We start from the raw sequence: 17023 nt of genomic DNA, 5'->3' as shown, positions 1-17023 counted from the left end.
GACCCGTTTCGGTGCTGGCAGGCGCCTGCGCCGTGGCACGCACGGCGTCCAGTTCGCGACGGACCTCGTCACCGCTGTCTCGCAGATCTTTTTCGACGCCGCGCAGGGCCGCTTCGGTGTCGTGCAGGCTGCGCTTGAGTTCCTCGGCGGCGAGGTCGCGTTCGAGTTCGGACTTGACCGAATACCACTGCGCACGCGCACGCCGCACCCACAGGCCGGCGAAGCGCGCGGCCTTCGGCAGGCGTTCCGGACCGAGCACGATCAAGGCGACGACCGCGATGACCAGCAGCTCGGAAAAGCCGATATCGAACATCCGTCGACGGACTCGGGATGAGCGGGACTGACGCCGGCGGCGTCAGCGCGCCTGGTCGTTGCGATCGGTGTCGCGCTGCGTTTCGCTGGTGGCGTTGCGCTGCGAATCGTCGCCGAGCTTGGCTGCAGGCTTGTCGTCGTCCTGCATGCCTTTCTTGAAGCCCTTGACCGCGTCGCCGAGGTCCTTACCGACGTTGCCCAATCGCTTGGTGCCGAACACCAGCACCACGATCACCAGCACGATCAGCCAATGCCAGAGACTGAAACCACCCATGGCGTACTCACAGGAATAACAGGGACACTCAGGATAGCGCAGCCTGTGTGACAGCTGGAGAGCGGTGGCGTTTACGGTTGCTTGGGAGTCTCGGGCAGCGGTTCCGGTGCGCTGGGCGTGTTCGGCACGGGCTCGAACATCGCACCTTGCGCCTCATCCGCCGGTTGCGGCGTTGCCGTGGCGGGCTCGGTGGTCGTTTCGACGCTCGTCGCGGTGTTCGCAGTCGCACTGGTGGCGACTGGAGCGGTCGTTACTGGGGGATTCGTGCCGCGATTGCTGCGGGCGGTCGCGCTGGCTTCCTCGAGCTGGTCGCGGAAGGCGACGACATCCGATGACGGCTGCGCATTGATGCGGCCTTCGAAGATCATCCGTGGCGTGGTGTCGCGGCCATAGACGGCTTCGTTGGCGCGGTCGTCGATCGCCAGCACGGCGCCGTCCAGGGCCACGCCGGCAAACAGGCCGCGGGCGCGCGACCACGACCAGATTTCCGCCTTCAGTTCGCCATCGGTGGCGGTGGAGGCATTACGGCCCAGCGGACCGGCGGCGACGCCGGCATCGGCGCCCAGGGTGAATTTGCCGTTGACGATCGATTCCAGCCCGCGGTCGCTGCGGAACACCAGCACGATGTCGGCCGACTGCACGCCCGCCTGGAAACCGATGCTGCCGCCGGTGAGGCTGACGAAGCTGGGATTGGACCAGGTACCGTCCGGATTCTTCACCGCCATCAGCCCATGGCCGCGACGGCCGCCGATCACCAGGCCAGCCTTGATCGAATCGGGTACTACGACTATGGCGCGGGCTTCGTCGAGCAGTTTGTCCGGGATCGCCGATTCGGGAATTGCCTGGAAGTCGGTCAGCACCCGCACCGCGTTGCGTGCACGGTCGTCTTCCTGCGAACCGGCCATGGTGGTCGTGGCGAACAAACCCGCTAGCAGCAGGACGAGGACTCGAAGGTACGGGCGCGGCTGGACGGACATGGTGGACTCCGGCGGGGGCGGGTGGCGTCAGGCTAGTGTCGCAGCGATGAACCGAGTTGGAATCGTGGGCCTGCTAGGACCCATTCCATATGCGTTAACAGGCCCTAGGTCGCATGTCATCCTAATGCGATGTCCCATTCCGATACCGCCCTGCTCCTGGTCAACCTCGGCACGCCTGCAGCGCCGACGCCGCGTGCGGTACGGCATTACCTGGCCGAATTCCTCAGCGATCCGCGCGTGGTGCAGCTGCCGCAGTGGCTGTGGCAGCCGCTGCTGCGTGGCGTGATCCTGCCCCTGCGTGGTGCCCGGGTGGCGCGTAAGTACGCGGAGATCTGGATGGACGCCGGTTCCCCGCTTGCGGTGCACACGCGCGAGTTGGCCGCGGTGGTGCAGCAGCAGTTGCCGCAGCTGCGCGTCGCGCATGCCATGCGCTATGGCGAGCCGGCGCTGGCGGCGACGCTGGCCACGCTGCGCGATGAAGGGATCCGTCGCGTGCTGGCGCTGCCGCTGTACCCGCAGTATTCGACCACCACCACGGCGTCGGTCGCCGATGTGCTCGCCGGTGCAAAGGGCATCGAGACGCGTCTCGTCAGCGAGTACCACCTCGATGCCGGCTGGATCGCCGCGATCGCCGCTTCGATCCACGCGCACTGGCAGGTGCATGGTCGCGGCGAAAAACTGGTGCTTTCGTTCCACGGCATTCCGCAGCGCCTGGTCGATGACGGCGATCCCTATGCAACGCAATGCGAGGCCAGCGTGGCGGCGATCGCGCGTACGCTCGGACTGCGTGACGATGAGTTCATGCTCACCTATCAATCGCGTTTCGGTCGGGAAGCGTGGTTGCAACCTGCGACGCAGGCGACCCTGCAATCCCTCGCGGCGGATAGCGTGCGTCGCGTCGACGTGGTCTGCCCCGGTTTTGCCGTCGATTGCCTGGAAACGCTGGAGGAGATCGCGATGGTGAATGCGGAAGCATTCCGCAGCGCGGGCGGTGAAGCGCTGCACTACATCCCCTGTCTCAACGCCACACCAGCACACGCCGATGCACTCGCCGCGCTTGCCCAGCGCCAACTGGCGGCGTGGTGATGCTGCGCGACTTCATGCTCGATACCGCGCTTGGTAACATTGCCGGCTTGCGCGGTGGCGCCAAGGGCGGTGCGCGCGTGCTGGCGTTGCACGGCTGGCTCGACAATGCCGCCAGCTTCATCCCGCTGGCCGAACACCTCGTCGGCATCGAACTGGTCGCGCTCGACCTGCCCGGCCACGGTGCCAGCGCGCACCTGCCGTCCGCCGCCGATTACCTCGCGACCAGCGCCGCGCGCGCCGCGTTCGCCGCCGCCGATGCGCTGGGCTGGGACCGTTTTGCCCTGCTCGGACATTCGCTCGGCGGCAGCGTCGCCAGCCTGATGGCGGCGGCGCAGCCTCAGCGCATCGAACGCCTGGTGTCGATCGAATCGCTGGGCCTGCTGGTCGAAACCGAAGACCGCACCGCCGCGCGCCTGCGCGAAGCGTTCGCGGCACAGACCGGACTGGTCGACAAGCAGCTACGTGTGTTCGCCGACATCGACACCGCGGTGCGTGCGCGCATGCAAGGCATCGGCAAGGTGAGCGAGGCCGCGGCACGCCTGCTGGTCGAGCGCGGGATCGCGCGCGTTGACGGCGGTTACACCTGGCGTAGCGATCCGCGCCTGACCCTGCCGACCCTGGTGCGCATGACCGAAGCGCAGGTACGCGATCTGTTGCGCGGCATCGAATGTCCAGCCCGGGTGATCTACGGCGCGCCCGCGCAATCGTATTTCCCGGAGCCGCTGCGCAGCGAACGCGCAGCCCTGCTGCCGCGCGGCGAACTGATCGTGCTGCCGGGCAGCCATCACCTGCACATGGAAGATGCGCCAGCCGTCGCCGGCGCGATCGGCGATTTCTTCCTGCGCGGCTGACGCCTGGCGCTAATCCATGCCGGGCTGCGCACCCGACCCCGGACTGCGCAATTGCATGCGCAGCTGGGTCGCGTCGCCGTTGGGGATGAAGGTGAGCTTGGCCTCGTAGCCGGACTTCTCGAATGCCAGCATGCGCGCCTCCATGTACTCCTCGACGCTCATCTCCTTCCAGCCCTGGATCGGCATCGTCGCGCGCGCTTGTGCGAACAAAGCCGCTGCACTTCCGGGCGCGTCGCCACTGATGGTCAGCACATGTCCGGTTTCGGTCACGCTGCGCACGGTGTAGTCGGCTGGCCGGTAGACATCGGCCGGGTAGCGTTCACTGCCTGTTGGAGACGTGTCCGCATCCACGATGGAAGGTCGGGTGAGGGTGGCGGCGGCGGCCGCTTCTTCGACGGCCCTGGTGCAGGCAGTCACTACCAGGGTCATGCAGGCCAGCAGAGCGAGTTTGCGATCGATGTTGCGCAGTACTGCCATGGCGGACTCCTTTCCGTTGACGGGTACACAACCACGCCAACGTTAGCATCGAGTCCGCCCGGCCAAATGATCCATGCATCACAACAATCGGAGCGCGCGCCCGCTTTTTAGCGCCGATCGGCGGTGACTGGGCCAGTCAGGACTTCGGCTTCGGTTTCTGCAGCTGCATGCTCAGCTGCACCAGGCCGTCGCGGTCCATCAAGGACATCACCATCTCGCGCTTCTCCTTGCGGAACATGGCGCTATCGGCCGAACCCATCTTGCCGGCCCGCACTTCCGTCCACCCCTGTTGCGCCATCGCCGCGCGCGCCTCTGCAAACACTGCGGCACGATTGCCCTGCACTTCCCCGGTGAGCATCAACATCGTCGGCACGTCCATCACGTGGCGCACGCGGAAACCCTCGGGACGGTACACGTCGGCGGGGAAATCGGCCGGCAGTTCCAACGCCTGGCCTTCCTCGGCAATCTGCATATGCGCGCCCTTGGCCTGGATGTCGACGCGGCCGTCCTTGCGTTCGATTTCGGCATCCGCGCCGGTCGACTGCTCGATCATGGCTTCGGCGACGGTATCCCCGGCCTGCTTACCGCAGGCAGCGAACATCGGGATGCACAGCAGGAACAGCAACAGGCGCATGGCGGATCTCCAGCATCGTCGGCACGTTGCCGACCACATTCAATACGTATCGAATGGCCCTAGCCGGACAGCAACGCGCGCAGCATGGCCTTCAGGCGCCGGCCTTCGGTGTGGAAGTAATCGCGTTCGTCGCGCCAACTCGGAAAACGTACCTCGACTTCCCGCCAGAACACGCGTGAATGATCGGCGCGGATCAGGTGGCAGAGCTCGTGCACCAGCACGTATTCGAAGGCCGATGGCCGCGCCAGCAGCAGCGCCAAATCGAGCGCGACCGTGTCATCAGGCGCGAGCGAGCCCCATTGCGACGACATCACCTTGTACTGCACCCGCCGCGGCGGCCGTGGCAGCGACGGCAAGTATTGCGGCAACCAGCGGCCGACATCGGCGCGCGCCTCGCCTTCGTAGAAATCGCGCAACGCGCGAGCCAAGGCAGCATCGCTGGCGCGCATGGGCACCGTAAACGTCAGCCCGTCACTGCCACGATCGACACGCGTATAACGCCCTTCGCGCCACTCCAGCGGCAACCATGCGCCGCGCAACGGCAAGGCCGAGGTTTCTCCGCGGACCAGTGCAGGGATGTCGGCGAGCACGTAGCGATCGAGTTGTTCCGCCAGCCAGTCGCGATGCTCGGCGATGAAACGCTGGCCGGAGATCGCACTCGCACGCACCGGCATGGTCAGGCGCGCGCCGCGCTCGTCCACCGACAGGCGCAGGCGTCGCGAACGCGGATTGCGGATGCGCATGACTTCGACGGTGCGGCCGTCCGCCAGCACGATCTCGATGGCATCGCGCTCGAGCACGCGCGGCTTCGGCGCCAGCAGGCGACGGATCAGGTTGGGCATATGGTGGCTATTGTAGGAGCGACGTGAGTCGCGAGCTTGTTTTTTGGTCGCGCACGCAAAAGCTCGCGACTCACGTCGCTCCTACAGGGGCTCTTGCAGGGGACTCAGGCGTCGGCCTTGCTTAACTTCAGCGCCGGCTCGAGCACGCTGAACAGGCGCTTCACTTCGCCGGCCATCAGCGCGAAGCGTGCATCCAGCTCGGCGCGGATATCGTCGCGTTCGGTGCTTTCGAGCTGGTCGACTGCGCCATCGAGCAGCTTGAACTTGCGGATCACCAGGTCCTCGCCGAGGACGAACGACACATGGTCGTCGAGCGTCAATGCCAGGCGCGTCACCTGCTTGCCGGCTTCCAGGTGCTTGCCGATCTCGTCGCCGGTCAGTTCCTGGCGCTGGCACTTCACCACCGCGCCCTTGTCGGCGGCATCCTTCAGTTCGCATTCGTCGCCGAGCGAGAGGCCTTCCGGCAGTGGCTCGCCGGCGATCCAACCGGTCAGCACCGCACGCGGCGCGACTTCCGCATTCAGCGGCAGCGCCGGGAAACTCCCGAGCGCGTGGCGGATCTCGCTGACCACGTTCTCCGCGTTCTTGCGCGAGGAGGTGTCGATCACGCAGATGCCGTGCTCGAGGTCGATCAGCGCGTCGGTGCGGCTCGGGCGCACGAACGCGCGTGGCAGCAGCTCATGCACCAGGTCTTCCTTCAAGCGCTTGCGTGCGCGGCCGCCGGGCTTGCGGCCTTCCTTCTGTTCCATTTCGGCGAGTTTCTTCGCCAGCAGGTCGTTGACGACTGCGCCGGGCAGCAGCTTGTCCTCGCCGCCGACGGTGAGCCACAGCGCGTCGCTGATGCGATGCGACAGCGCCTCGCCATCGCGGCCGAACGGGGAGACGAAACCGCGCGAGGACAACTCCAGCGCGCCGACCGGCTTGAGCCGGACGGGTTCGAGGTGGGATTCGAGATCGGTGAAGTCGAGCGAGGTTGGGAAACGGAACAACGTCAGGTTGCGGAAGAACATCGAAAGTCCTGCGAAAGGAAAGGGCGCGCGGTTCAGGCCGCGTCGGTATCGTTTTGATCGTGTGCCGCGGGCTCACCCGCCAACCACGCATGCGCATCCGGCAGCGGAGCATCACCATGCCGGCCAAGCCCGAGGAAATCAAACAACTTCGGATCACTCAGCTGCGAAGGGCGGATGTCGCCAAGCGCGCGTGCGATGGTTTCGATCCGCCCCGGCGCGTCTTTTTCCCAAGCTTCCAGCATCCGCTTGACCTGCTTGCGCTGGAGATTTTCCTGAGAGCCGCACAGGTTGCACGGGATGATCGGGAACTGCTTCGCCGCCGCGTACGCGGCGATGTCCTCCTCGCGCACGTAGGCCAGCGGCCGGATCACCACGTGCTTGCCGTCGTCCGACCGCAGCTTCGGCGGCATGCCGCCGAGCTTGGCGTGGAAGAACAGGTTGAGGAAGAAGGTGGCGACCAGGTCGTCGCGGTGGTGGCCCAGCGCGATCTTGGTGAAGCCTTCGGCCTCGGCATGCGCATACAGCGCACCGCGGCGCAGTCGCGAACACAGCGAGCACATCGTCTTGCCTTCGGGCACGACGCGCGTGACGACGGAATATGTGTCCTGCTCGAGGATCCTGTAGGGCACGCCGATCGACGCCAGGTACGTCGGCAGCACGTGCTCGGGGAAATCCGGCTGCTTCTGGTCGAGGTTCACCGCGACCAGCTCGAACCGCACCGGCGCCTTCTTCTGCAGCTGCACCAGGATGTCGAGCATCGTGTAGCTGTCCTTGCCGCCGGACAGGCACACCATCACCTTGTCGCCGTCCTCGATCATGCCGAAGTCGGCAATCGCGCGGCCCACCTGGTGGCGCAGGCGCTTGGCCAGTTTGTTGGCTTCGTGCGCCTGTCGCTTGGCGCGCGGCAACGGTTCGGCGAGGGGCAGGACGGAGGTCATGTTGGGGGCGTTGCAACGGATCGGTCATTTTACGTCGCCGCTGCAAGTTCATCCCGTACGCATGCCGATTCGTCCCGGCGGGGTTGAACCGTCATGAGCCTCTGGCGATACTCCGGCGCTCGTGCAATCTGCAACGGAGCGCACGTTTTGGCGAACACGCGGCCTGATGCGTGGGAAAGGATTCGGGGGTTAGGGATGAGTAGTCGCTTCAGCCGCGCGGTGCGCGGCATGTCTGTCGTGTGCCTTGTGTTGATCGCAGTCCTGCTGGCGCTGCCGGCAGCCGCGCAGGTGCGCCAGGAAGGGGCCGTACCAGACGGACGCGGTGGCGTCGTTGTGCTGGCGGCAGGGGATTTCCATACCTGTGCCTTGCGCAGCAATGGCACCGTCGCGTGCTGGGGCAAGAATGACCATGGCGAAGCCACACCGCCGCCCGGACATTTCATCGCGCTGACCGCCGGACGCGACCACTCCTGCGGTCTCCGCGATGATGGTCGGCCGGTGTGCTGGGGCAGCAACGCCGACGGCCAGTCCACGGTGCCGGAATGGGGAGAGTTCACGGCCATCGCTGCGGGCGGCAAGCGCACCTGCGGGCTGAGGACCTGGGGACAGGTCGAATGCTGGGGGCAAGGTCCCCAGATCCCATGGCAGCTGCCGCGACTGGTGGCGCTGGATGTCGGTCCGACGACCACGTGTGGGCTGCAAGCCGATGGCAGCGTGGTGTGTTGGGACTTGAACGGAGAGATCTTCTACACGCCCCAGAGCGGCCCTTTCACGGCCCTGGCAACGGGTAACGATGGCACCGCCTGCGGCTTGCGCGCAGATGGCGAGGTCGCGTGCGTGGCAGGTTGGGCCAACTGGTTTGGCAACAACGTCATCGCCATCAGCGTTGGCGGCGGGCAGTGCTGGCTGGAAAACAACGGCGCCCTGCGGTGCATGAGTGGTGGCCTCGGTGCGCCACTGGCGCCAGCCGGTTCCTTCACGGCAGTCAGCGACGGCGAGGCCCATGCCTGCGCGCTACGCAGCGATGGGCACCTGCAATGCTGGGGCAACAACGACTTCGGCCAGGCGACGCCGCCCGAGGGCGTGTTCGGCCTCGGCAGCATCGACGCGGGGATGGCGCACAACTGCCACGTCCGCGCGGATGGAACAGTCGCGTGCTGGGGTGAAAACAACCAGGGCCAGACCGATGCTCCCAATGGGTCGTGGGACCGGTTCACCGAAATCGGCGCGGGCGATGCCTACAGCTGTGCGCGCCGCGACAACGGCGACACCCTATGCTGGGGCACGAACGAGCACGGCGAGCACAATGGGTCGGGACTGAATTTGCGTCAGCTGGGGCTCGGCCGCATGCATGGATGTGCGCTGGAGGTCTCTGGCGAGATCCGGTGCTGGGGCTGGAACGAGAACGGGCAGACCACGCCGCCGGGCTTCGAGCCTTACCGCGGCGTCAGTGCCGGCTTCGCCCACAGTTGCGCGGTGCAGGCCGACGGCAACGGCGTGTGCTGGGGCTACAACGGCAACGGCCAGACCGATGTGCCGAATCCGCCGCCCTACGCCGATGCCGGCGTGCGTTACCTCGCGATCGCCGCGGGCGATTGGTCCAGCTGTGCACTGACCAGTGACAACTTCGTGCGCTGCTGGGGCGATCAGGGCCCCTCGGCGCAATACCCGCCGACCGGATACTTCCGTGCGCTGTCGATGGCCGGTTCGTACGGCTGCGCGATCCGCACCGACGGCCGCCTGGCGTGCTGGGGCAACCACGTGATCAACGAGGCGCAGCCGCCGACCGGCCGTTACGTGTCGGTGACCAGCGGCAACGATCACAGCTGCGCGATCCGCAGCGACGGCGCGCGCGTGTGCTGGGGCGACGACAGCCGTGGTCAATACCCGCACTTGGAACTCGAACCGCGCGACGTGCCACCGCTGCACTTGAATCAGGCAATCCAGGTTTGGCTCGCGCTCTACACATGGGTCTCCAATGACAGTTACCACCAGACGCCCGGCACCTTCAGTGTCATCTCGGGCGCGCTGCCGCCGGGCCTTGCACTGGGGACCGACGGCCAGTTGTCAGGGACACCGATTGCAGCGGGCGTGTATCCCGTCACGATCGAGGGCCGCAACGAGAATGGCTTCGTCGCGCAGAACGATTTTGTGTTCCGCATCGACGGCACGCCGCCATCGATCACGGCCAACGTGACTGGTACGCGCGGCCAAGACGATTGGTATACGAGCGACGTGGAGATCACCTGGCTGCTGGACGAACCGGAATCGTGGATCACGTTCACCGCAGGCTGCGAGCCGAGCGTGCTCACCAACGACAGTCCGAACGCCGGCTTCATCTGCACCGCGCAAAGCGATGGCGGCAGCGCGACCGAGACCGTCAACGTCAAGCGCGATGCGACGGCGCCGGAGACCAGTGTCACGTCGGGCCCCGACGCCTACACCAATCAGACCACCGCGGCCTTCGTGGTCGCGGGCAGCGATGCGACGTCGGGCCTGGAGGGCTTCGAATGCGCGCTCGACGGCGCGGCTTACCAGGCCTGCGCGGCGAATGTCGCCTTTGCCGGCCTGGTCGATGGCCCGCACACGTTGTCGGTGCGCGCTCGCGACGTGGCTGGCAACCGCGATGCATCGCCGGTCCTCTACAGCTGGCGCATCGACACCAGCCCGCCGACGGTGACGCCGACGATCAGCGGCACGCTGGGCAACAACGGCTGGTATGTGAGCAACGTGCAGGTAAGCTGGGACGTCAGCGACTCCGGCTCGCCGCTCAGCTCGACCACCGGCTGCAATACCGTCACGCTCAGCAGCGACACACTGGCTGCCAGCTTCACCTGCACCGCGACCAGCGCCGCAGGCGGCACCACCAGCAAGACGGTCACGGTCAAGCGTGATGCCACCGCGCCGACGGTCGTCGCGGCCGCGATGACCGCGCCGAATGCGGCCGGCTGGTACAAGAGTGATGTCGACGTGGGCTTCAGCTGCAGCGACGGCACCGCCGGCATCGTGGCTTGCCCGGCCGCACAGGTGTTGAGTGGCGAGGGCACGGCGTTGACGTCCGCAACACGCAGCGTGACCGACGCCGCCGGCAACAGCGCGACCAGCAACGTGGTGACGGTGAAGATCGATCGCACCGCGCCGACGCTGGCGCCGTCGGTGGCGGCCACGCTGCTGCTCAACAGCACGGCGCAGGCGTCGGCGAACGGCAGCGATGCATTGTCGGGAATCGCCACGCAGCAATGCGCGCCGCTCGCTACCGGCAGCATCGGCAGCAAGAGCGTGACCTGCACGGTCACCGATGCCGCTGGCAACAGCGCCAACGCCAGCGCGAATTACCGCGTCGCTTATGGCTTCGTCGGTTTCAGCTCGCCGGTGGCGAACCCGCCCACGCTGAATGTGTTCAAGGCCGGCCGCTCGGCGCCGTTCCGCTGGCGGGTGGTGGATGCGCAGGGTGCACCGGTGAACAACCTCACGGCCGCGTCCGTGGGCGCGACGGCGATTGCGTGCCCCAGCGCCACCGAGAACCGGATTTCGGTCTACGGCGGCGGCAACAGCCAGTTGCAGAACCTGGGCAACGGCTACTACCAGCTCGACTGGTCGGCACCGAGTGGCTATCGCAATACCTGCAAACGCGTGAACCTCGACCTCGGCGACGGCGAGGCGCATCCGGCGCAGTTCAAGTTCAACTGATGAAGACGTGCGGCAGGGCGATGTCCGCCCTGCCGCAGCTTTCCCAGCAGGTCATGACGCGGCCCCACCCGCGGTTTAAGCTCGGCGGGTGACCGACATCACCGACCCCATCGAGCTGACCCGCATCGCCCAGCGCGTGATCGCGTTGAAGCTCGAGCACCGCGACCTGGATGCAGCGATCGCCAAACTGCAGGCCGACGTCGAAACCGACGAGCTGACGATCAAGCGCCTGAAGAAGCGCAAGCTGCAGCTCAAGGACAGCATCGAACGGCTGGAGAGTGCGTTGATCCCGGACGAACCGGCGTAGGGCGGGTTTCAACCCGCCATTGCATTTGCGATGCGCCCGCACCGGCGGGTTGAAACCCGCCCTACGGCGCCGTCGGCTTCGCCGCTTCGGGACTGACCTTCTCGATCGTGTGCCGCAGCTCGCGGCCGAGGATGATGCGCGCGTCCTTGGCCCAGACGTCGAGACGCTGGTCGAAGGCGAGTTTGCCGTTGGCGTCGGGCCACACCAGTTTCAACCCGCGCAGCTGCTGGATGAAGCCGCGGAACAGCGTCTTGTCGAAGAACTCCGGCGCAGCGGGTGCGTACAGCAGCGACAGACGTTGCGCCGCGAGCTGGCACAGGCTTTCCAGCTGGCCTGAGCTCAAGGTGCCGGCACCGTTCTTCACCAGCACCGAGATTGCGATGTAGTAACGCTCGAAGGCCTGCTGCAGCGAGTGGCCGATCGCTCGCAGGCGGAACACCTCGTCGGTCTGGCCGGCGTTGCGGGCGAGGATGCCGCCATCGTCATCGCTGACGTGTTCGAGCAGGCCTTCGCGGACGAAGACCTCGATGGTGCGTTCGATGCGGTCGGCGAAACCGTCTTCATCCCAGGGCAGGAACAACTCGGCCTGCAGGAACGGATATAGCGAACGGCCCAGGCGCAGCAGCTGGCCGCGGCTCATGCGCCGGTTGTGCAGGAAGCACACCGCGATCCACGCCGAGGCCACGAACAGGTGCAGCACGTTGTTGCGGTAGTAGCTGAGCAGCACTGCGGTGTCGCCGTCGACCTTGAGCACGTCGCCAAGCGGATGCGTGGTGCGGGTGAGGACGTTGATCTCCTCGCCGTGGGCGACGATCTGTTCGGGCGTGTGCGGCGTGACGGTGACGTGTTCCGCGTACGGCACATCGACCAGCAGTTTCTGCGACAGCGCGATCTGCGCCAGCAGGTCGCCTTCGCCCATCGCATGCTTGGGCGTGGCCAGCAGGGCCATCGCCAGCAGGTTGATCGGATTGACGTCGGCGGCGCGGTTGATGTTGACCTGGATCTGCTGCGCGAGTGCGTCGATGGTGTTCGACAGCCAGTCGGGGCGGTCGTCTTCTTCCAGCGGCGTGCCGTCCCATTCCGGCGCGTGCGCGGCGAGCGTGTCGCTGAGCCGGATCGGCTCGCCGAAGTTCACCACCACCTGGCCGAAGTTGCTGCGCAGCACCTTGGGGATGCCGGTGATGATGTGCCAGATCGATTCTTTCTCTTTCGGCTTGCCGCTGAGCTCTTCGAGGTAGCTGGTGCCTTCCAGCAGCTTCTCGTAGCCGATGTACACCGGCTGGAACAGCACCGGGCGCGTCGGCTGGCGCAGGAAGGCGCGCACGGTCATCGCCAGCATGCCGCCCTTCGGCGGGAGCAGGCGACCGGTGCGCGAGCGCCCGCCTTCGATGAAGTACTCGAGCGAATAACCGCCGGAGACGAGCTGTGCGATGTATTCGGTGAACACCGCCGAATACATCGGATTGCCGTGGAAGCTGCGGCGCAGGAAGAAAGCGCCGCCGCGGCGCAGGAAACTGCCGACCACCGGCAGGTTGAGGTTGATGCCGGCGGCGATGTGCGGTGGCACGATGCCCTTGGTGTAGAGCAGGTAGCTCAGCAACAGGTAATCCATGTGGCTGCGGTGGCAGGGCACGTAGACCACTTCGTTGCCGGGCGCGTTCTGCTTGAGCTGGTCGAGGTGGTGGACCAGCACGCCGCGGTAGATGCGGTTCCAGACCGGCGCGAGGAGGAAGCTCGCCGAGCGCACCACCGGATGCGAATAGTCGGCGGCGATCTCGTAGATCAGCGCGTGCGCCTTCTTCCACGCGGCTTCGGTGGTGCTGTTGTCGCGGCGTGCCTGGTCGGCGATGGCTTCCTTCACCGATTCGGCCGCGAGCACCTTGTCGGCGAGGAGACGCCGTGTCGACAGGTCGGGGCCGATCACCGCCGCGCGGATGCGGTGGAAATGCGCGCGCAGCACGCGCGACAACTTGCGCACGGTGCGTTCGGGATCGAGGCCTTCGGCGATGAATTCGTGCAGCGGCACCGACGGCGCGAACTGCACCGAGGTGTCGCGGCCGTTGAGCAGGATGGCCACCAGCCGGCGGAAGCGGCCGACCAGGGTCCAGTTTTCCGAGAACAGCACCGAGAACCAGCCGCTGGACTTGTTCGGCGCGCGGCCGACGAAGATCGACACCGGCACCAACTGCACGTCCAGCGCCGGATCGGCGCGGTGCGCTTCCAGCAGGCGCGCCAGCGAACCGGAATGGGTCTTGTGCTCGGGGCCCGGCAGCAGGCCGAGCGCGTTCGAGTGCCGGCGCGACAGCGCGACATAGGCGCGCTTGCGCCCGAGCGGGTCGCCCGGCATCGGTTGCAGCGGCGAGGGCAGTCCGGCTTCGCGGCAGGCGCGTTCGAGGATCAGCGCGTTGCTCAAGCCGTAGTCCTCGAGCACATAGCAGACCGGGCGGCCGTCGAACTGTTGTGCCGGGGCCTTGGGTTCGAGCTCGAGCGCGATCCACGGCTCGATTACCTTGCCCAGCAGCTTGGCCCACAACGGTCGGCGCGTTCTGGCAGCGACCGGCGCGGCCGGGGCCGGAGGCGGCAACGGCAGCTCCGGGGCGATCTCCGCGGCGTCGCTCGTGGGCGACTCGATAGCCGTGGGCTCGTCGGAGGGCGCGGCTTCGGCAGCGGGGATGGCGGCGGGCGTGGCCGCGACCTGCGGCTTCGGCGGCTCGGACTCGAACAGGGTGGGCTGGGTCGGCATCGCCGCCATTATGGCGGAGTCGCGCCGGCGGGCTGGTGGATCAGGTCCTAAGGGGCGGCCGAGATGGCGCTGGCGGCAGCGGCCGGTACCAGCGACGCCTCGGCGTGGCGCAGGTAGTCGCGCAGGTACCAGCGGCCATCGATCCGCTGCATCGAGACGACGCTGTCGATCTCGCCCGGGCCCAGTCGGTAGTGCAGCCGCACGCGCGCGCTATCGCCGGTCTGCTGCAGCAGGCGTGCATCGACGCTGGCGAAACTGGCGTCGAGGTCCAGTCCGTACCCGGCAAAGGTGCGCTTGAAGGCGGCGAACACCGGCTGCAGCCGGTCCAGGCTGTCGGCCATGCCGAGTGCGGCGAAATCGGCGTCGTCGTCGATTCCGCTGCGCCGTGCCGCTGCGGTCAGCAGCGCGATCGTGCGGCGCGCGCGTTGCGGATCGGACAAGGGTGCGGCGGACGCCCAGCGGCTCAGCGCGTCGATGCTTTGTAGGTAATGCGCGCGCTCTTCCGCGCTGTAATCGCCCTCGTTGCGCACGTACTGCATGCCGAACAGGCCGAGCGCGGCGGCGGCGGCCTGCAGGTCGCGGCCGGCGCGGGCGAACTCGCGGTCGAACGTGGCCTGCAGTTTTGTTTCAGCGTCTTTCGCCGACAACACCGCGAGCAACCCCGGCAGTCGTTCGTCCAGCGGCAACTCGTCCAGTGGCCAGCGGCTGCGGCCGTCGCGCCATCCGGCTTCGAGTTGCGCATGCAGGGCCGGCGGCACCGCCATCGCGGCGAAGCCGGTCAGGTCGTTGTCGCGGAGGCGGTCGGCCAAGGCCTGTACCGCCTGCGCCGGGCGTGTCTCGCCGCCCTGCGGTTGCCGCTGGCAGGCGGCGAGCAGGCAGAGCAACAGCGCTGTGGCGATGCGTAGGTGACGGAACATGGATGGAGCGACTCCCCCAGGCGCTGTCGGCATCTTGGCCACGGCCATCGATGCAGGGCAAGGAGCGGGTGCCGATACTGCGAGCGCGCCCAAGGAAAGCAGGCCAAAGAAAAAGGAGGCGCAGGGCCTCCTCAAGTCCGACTCACGTCGGGGGTATCAGTTGTGGCATGGCTCCGGCCGCAGCTGGATGTCTGCAGGCTAATCCGGCGCGAAAGCTAGTGCAATCCCTGAAGACGCATTGAATAAGTGATTGATTTCACTGTTTCCGATGCCGAGCCCCGTGAGCCGGCTTGGGATCAGATGCGACCAGGGGCAGCATTCGCATGAACACTGCCCCTGAGTCGTCATGGCATGCCCGGACCGGTCATGGCTTGCCGTTCTTCCTCACCCGCACCGACTGGCTCGTGGTGCCCGTGGCGCCATCGTCGTCGGTGACGGTTAGGGTGACGGCGTACGTGCCTGCCGTCGCGTAGGTGTGGGTCGGATCGGCGGTCGTCGAGGTGGTGCCATCGCCGAAGTTCCAGAGGTACGACACGATCGTGCCGTCGCTGTCGGTGGAGGTGTCGTTGAAATTGACGGTCAAACGCGAGGCCGAGAAACTGAAGCTCGCAGTCGGCGCCGTGTTGCCGCCACCGCCGCCGGTATAGCTGCCGGTGAGGCTCAGGCCCGAGAACGCGCTGTAACCACTGATCAGCACGTAATAGGTGCCCGCTTGCGCAGTCGCGATGTTGCAGGTCTCGGTGTTGGTGCTGCCGATCGAACGGCAGTCGTAACTGGCGGTGGTCGGCGCGGAACCGAACTTCACATACAGGTCGGCATCGCCGCTACCGCCGGAGGTGACGAACTGCAGGTTGGTTGCACCCGCCGGTACCGTCAGCGTCCAGTACTGTTCGCTGCCCGCATCGCCGGAGACGCCGGTCACCGGCACGCCGTTGGTGAGCACACCCGGCGGCTGCGGCGGCGTGCAGGTCACGCCTACGGAAGTGAACGCTGCGGTCACGTCGGCCACGGCGAAGCCGAGGTCGGTCGCCGCCGTTTGCACGCCGCAGGCACCCTGGTTGAAGTTGGTGCTCGGCGTCCAGTAGTCGCGGTTGGCGCGGGCGAAGACCTGGAACGCGGTCTTGGTATTCCAGCCGGCCTTGTGTGCCAACAAGTAGAACGCCTTGTTGTACACGCCCGATGAGTAGTGCACGTCCATGCCGCTGGTGTAATCGGACGCATGGCCAATCGAACGGCCATCGCGGGTCGGGTCATCCATGTAGCGCAGCGCGCCATTGGCCTTGAAGATCTGCGCGCCAACCATGAAGTCGTTGCTGCCGAGCATGAAGTACTCGGCCGCTTCGCCCGCGATGTCGGAATACGCTTCGTTGATGCCGCCGGACTGGCCGGAATAGATCAGGTTCGACTGCTGCTCCGTATAGCCGTGAGACACCTCGTGCGCGGACACGTCGAGGCTGACCAGCGGGTAGAAGGTCGTGGCACCGTCGCCGAAGGTCATCGACGAACCGTCCCAGAACGCGTTCTCGTAGTTGTTGCTGTAGTGCACGCGCATGGTCAGCTGGAACGTCAGCGGCGCGGATCCGACGTAGTCGGCATACATGTTGTAGACGACGCCGCCGAAGTAGTGCGCATCATTGATTGGCGAATAGGCGCCGTTGATGGCCTTGAACGTGTTGCGCGGGCAGGTGTACGAGAACGCCGTGCTGCCGCTGGTGCCGTGATTGAGGTTCACGGACTTCACGTTGGCGTTGTTCATCGTGCAGGTGGTGCCGCTTTGCGCCACGTCGTTGAAGCCGAAGTCGGTGCCGTACTCGTACTGGCCGGTCTTCGCGTTGCCGCCGGGGCCGGTGCCGATCAGCGCGTGCTGCAGGTTGTCCCACTGCTTCAGCACCGCACCGCTGTTGGCGTCGACGATCACGAACGGACGCGATGGCGCGCCGCCCTTCGCCGCATCGGCGAAATACG

The 17023-nt window shown here is 66.5% G+C and carries 14 protein-coding genes and 1 pseudogene; 4 read left to right on the top strand and 11 right to left on the bottom strand.

What is annotated here, in order from left to right:
- Positions 1 to 52 precede the first annotated feature (52 nt).
- The 3 genes and pseudogenes from tatB to MO486_RS08170 all read right to left on the bottom strand — a co-directional run.
- Positions 53 to 313, bottom strand: a pseudogene (gene tatB / locus MO486_RS08180) (Sec-independent protein translocase protein TatB); the annotation flags it as partial.
- 42 nt (positions 314 to 355) lie between these two features.
- The gene (gene tatA, locus MO486_RS08175; protein WP_242906079.1) at positions 356 to 586 is read right to left on the bottom strand and encodes a Sec-independent protein translocase subunit TatA; all 231 of its coding nucleotides are present in this window, start codon (positions 584 to 586) and stop codon (positions 356 to 358) included.
- Positions 587 to 657: 71 nt separating this feature from the next.
- Positions 658 to 1563, bottom strand: coding sequence for a lipid-binding SYLF domain-containing protein (locus tag MO486_RS08170; protein ID WP_242906077.1), 906 nt, complete (start codon positions 1561 to 1563; stop codon positions 658 to 660).
- A 129-nt stretch (positions 1564 to 1692) separates the two neighbouring features.
- On the opposite strand from MO486_RS08170, the gene hemH reads away from it, so the two are divergent.
- Together hemH and MO486_RS08160 are read left to right on the top strand one after the other, a co-directional pair.
- On the top strand, positions 1693 to 2649 hold the full coding sequence (gene hemH, locus MO486_RS08165; RefSeq protein ID WP_242906075.1) for a ferrochelatase: 957 nt from the start codon (positions 1693 to 1695) through the stop codon (positions 2647 to 2649).
- Positions 2649 to 3500 (top strand): alpha/beta hydrolase, encoded by an 852-nt coding sequence (locus tag MO486_RS08160; protein WP_242906692.1) that lies wholly within the window; start codon positions 2649 to 2651, stop codon positions 3498 to 3500. The genes hemH and MO486_RS08160 overlap by 1 nt, the downstream gene beginning before the upstream one ends.
- Positions 3501 to 3509: 9 nt before the next feature.
- Here the strand turns inward: MO486_RS08160 and MO486_RS08155 are convergent, their stop codons facing one another.
- From MO486_RS08155 to ttcA, 5 genes are all read right to left on the bottom strand, one after another.
- Positions 3510 to 3977, bottom strand: coding sequence for a hypothetical protein (locus MO486_RS08155; RefSeq protein WP_242906070.1), 468 nt, complete (start codon positions 3975 to 3977; stop codon positions 3510 to 3512).
- A 136-nt stretch (positions 3978 to 4113) separates the two neighbouring features.
- Positions 4114 to 4611 (bottom strand): hypothetical protein, encoded by a 498-nt coding sequence (locus MO486_RS08150; RefSeq protein WP_242906066.1) that lies wholly within the window; start codon positions 4609 to 4611, stop codon positions 4114 to 4116.
- A gap of 59 nt (positions 4612 to 4670) precedes the next feature.
- Positions 4671 to 5453, bottom strand: coding sequence for a SprT family zinc-dependent metalloprotease (locus MO486_RS08145; RefSeq protein ID WP_242906064.1), 783 nt, complete (start codon positions 5451 to 5453; stop codon positions 4671 to 4673).
- Positions 5454 to 5557: 104 nt separating this feature from the next.
- A complete protein-coding gene (locus MO486_RS08140) occupies positions 5558 to 6463 on the bottom strand; it encodes a recombination-associated protein RdgC (RefSeq protein WP_242906062.1) in 906 nt (301 codons plus the stop codon).
- 32 nt (positions 6464 to 6495) lie between these two features.
- On the bottom strand, positions 6496 to 7401 hold the full coding sequence (gene ttcA, locus MO486_RS08135) for a tRNA 2-thiocytidine(32) synthetase TtcA (protein WP_242906060.1): 906 nt from the start codon (positions 7399 to 7401) through the stop codon (positions 6496 to 6498).
- A gap of 195 nt (positions 7402 to 7596) precedes the next feature.
- Between ttcA and MO486_RS08130 the strand changes: the two genes are divergently transcribed.
- Together MO486_RS08130 and MO486_RS08125 are read left to right on the top strand one after the other, a co-directional pair.
- The gene (locus tag MO486_RS08130; RefSeq protein ID WP_242906058.1) at positions 7597 to 11091 is read left to right on the top strand and encodes a PxKF domain-containing protein; all 3495 of its coding nucleotides are present in this window, start codon (positions 7597 to 7599) and stop codon (positions 11089 to 11091) included.
- A gap of 97 nt (positions 11092 to 11188) precedes the next feature.
- Complete coding sequence (locus MO486_RS08125) at positions 11189 to 11398, top strand: YdcH family protein (RefSeq protein WP_242906690.1); 210 nt, start codon at positions 11189 to 11191, stop codon at positions 11396 to 11398.
- A 61-nt stretch (positions 11399 to 11459) separates the two neighbouring features.
- Here the strand turns inward: MO486_RS08125 and plsB are convergent, their stop codons facing one another.
- The 3 genes from plsB to MO486_RS08110 all read right to left on the bottom strand — a co-directional run.
- Positions 11460 to 14141 carry a glycerol-3-phosphate 1-O-acyltransferase PlsB gene (gene plsB, locus MO486_RS08120; RefSeq protein WP_242906052.1) on the bottom strand — a complete coding sequence of 894 codons (2682 nt, stop codon included), beginning with the start codon at positions 14139 to 14141 and terminating at the stop codon, positions 11460 to 11462.
- A gap of 47 nt (positions 14142 to 14188) precedes the next feature.
- Positions 14189 to 15058 carry a hypothetical protein gene (locus MO486_RS08115; protein WP_242906040.1) on the bottom strand — a complete coding sequence of 290 codons (870 nt, stop codon included), beginning with the start codon at positions 15056 to 15058 and terminating at the stop codon, positions 14189 to 14191.
- Positions 15059 to 15422: 364 nt separating this feature from the next.
- Positions 15423 to 17023, bottom strand: a 1601-nt coding sequence (locus MO486_RS08110; protein WP_242906036.1) for a M4 family metallopeptidase, incomplete at its 5' end; no start/stop codon positions are given.

It is taken from the genome of Lysobacter sp. CFH 32150 (assembly GCF_022758295.1).
Classification (GTDB): Bacteria; Pseudomonadota; Gammaproteobacteria; order Xanthomonadales; family Xanthomonadaceae; genus CFH-32150.
Note: the sequence above shows the minus strand (reverse complement) of the source record. Positions and strands in the feature narration are given on the sequence as shown.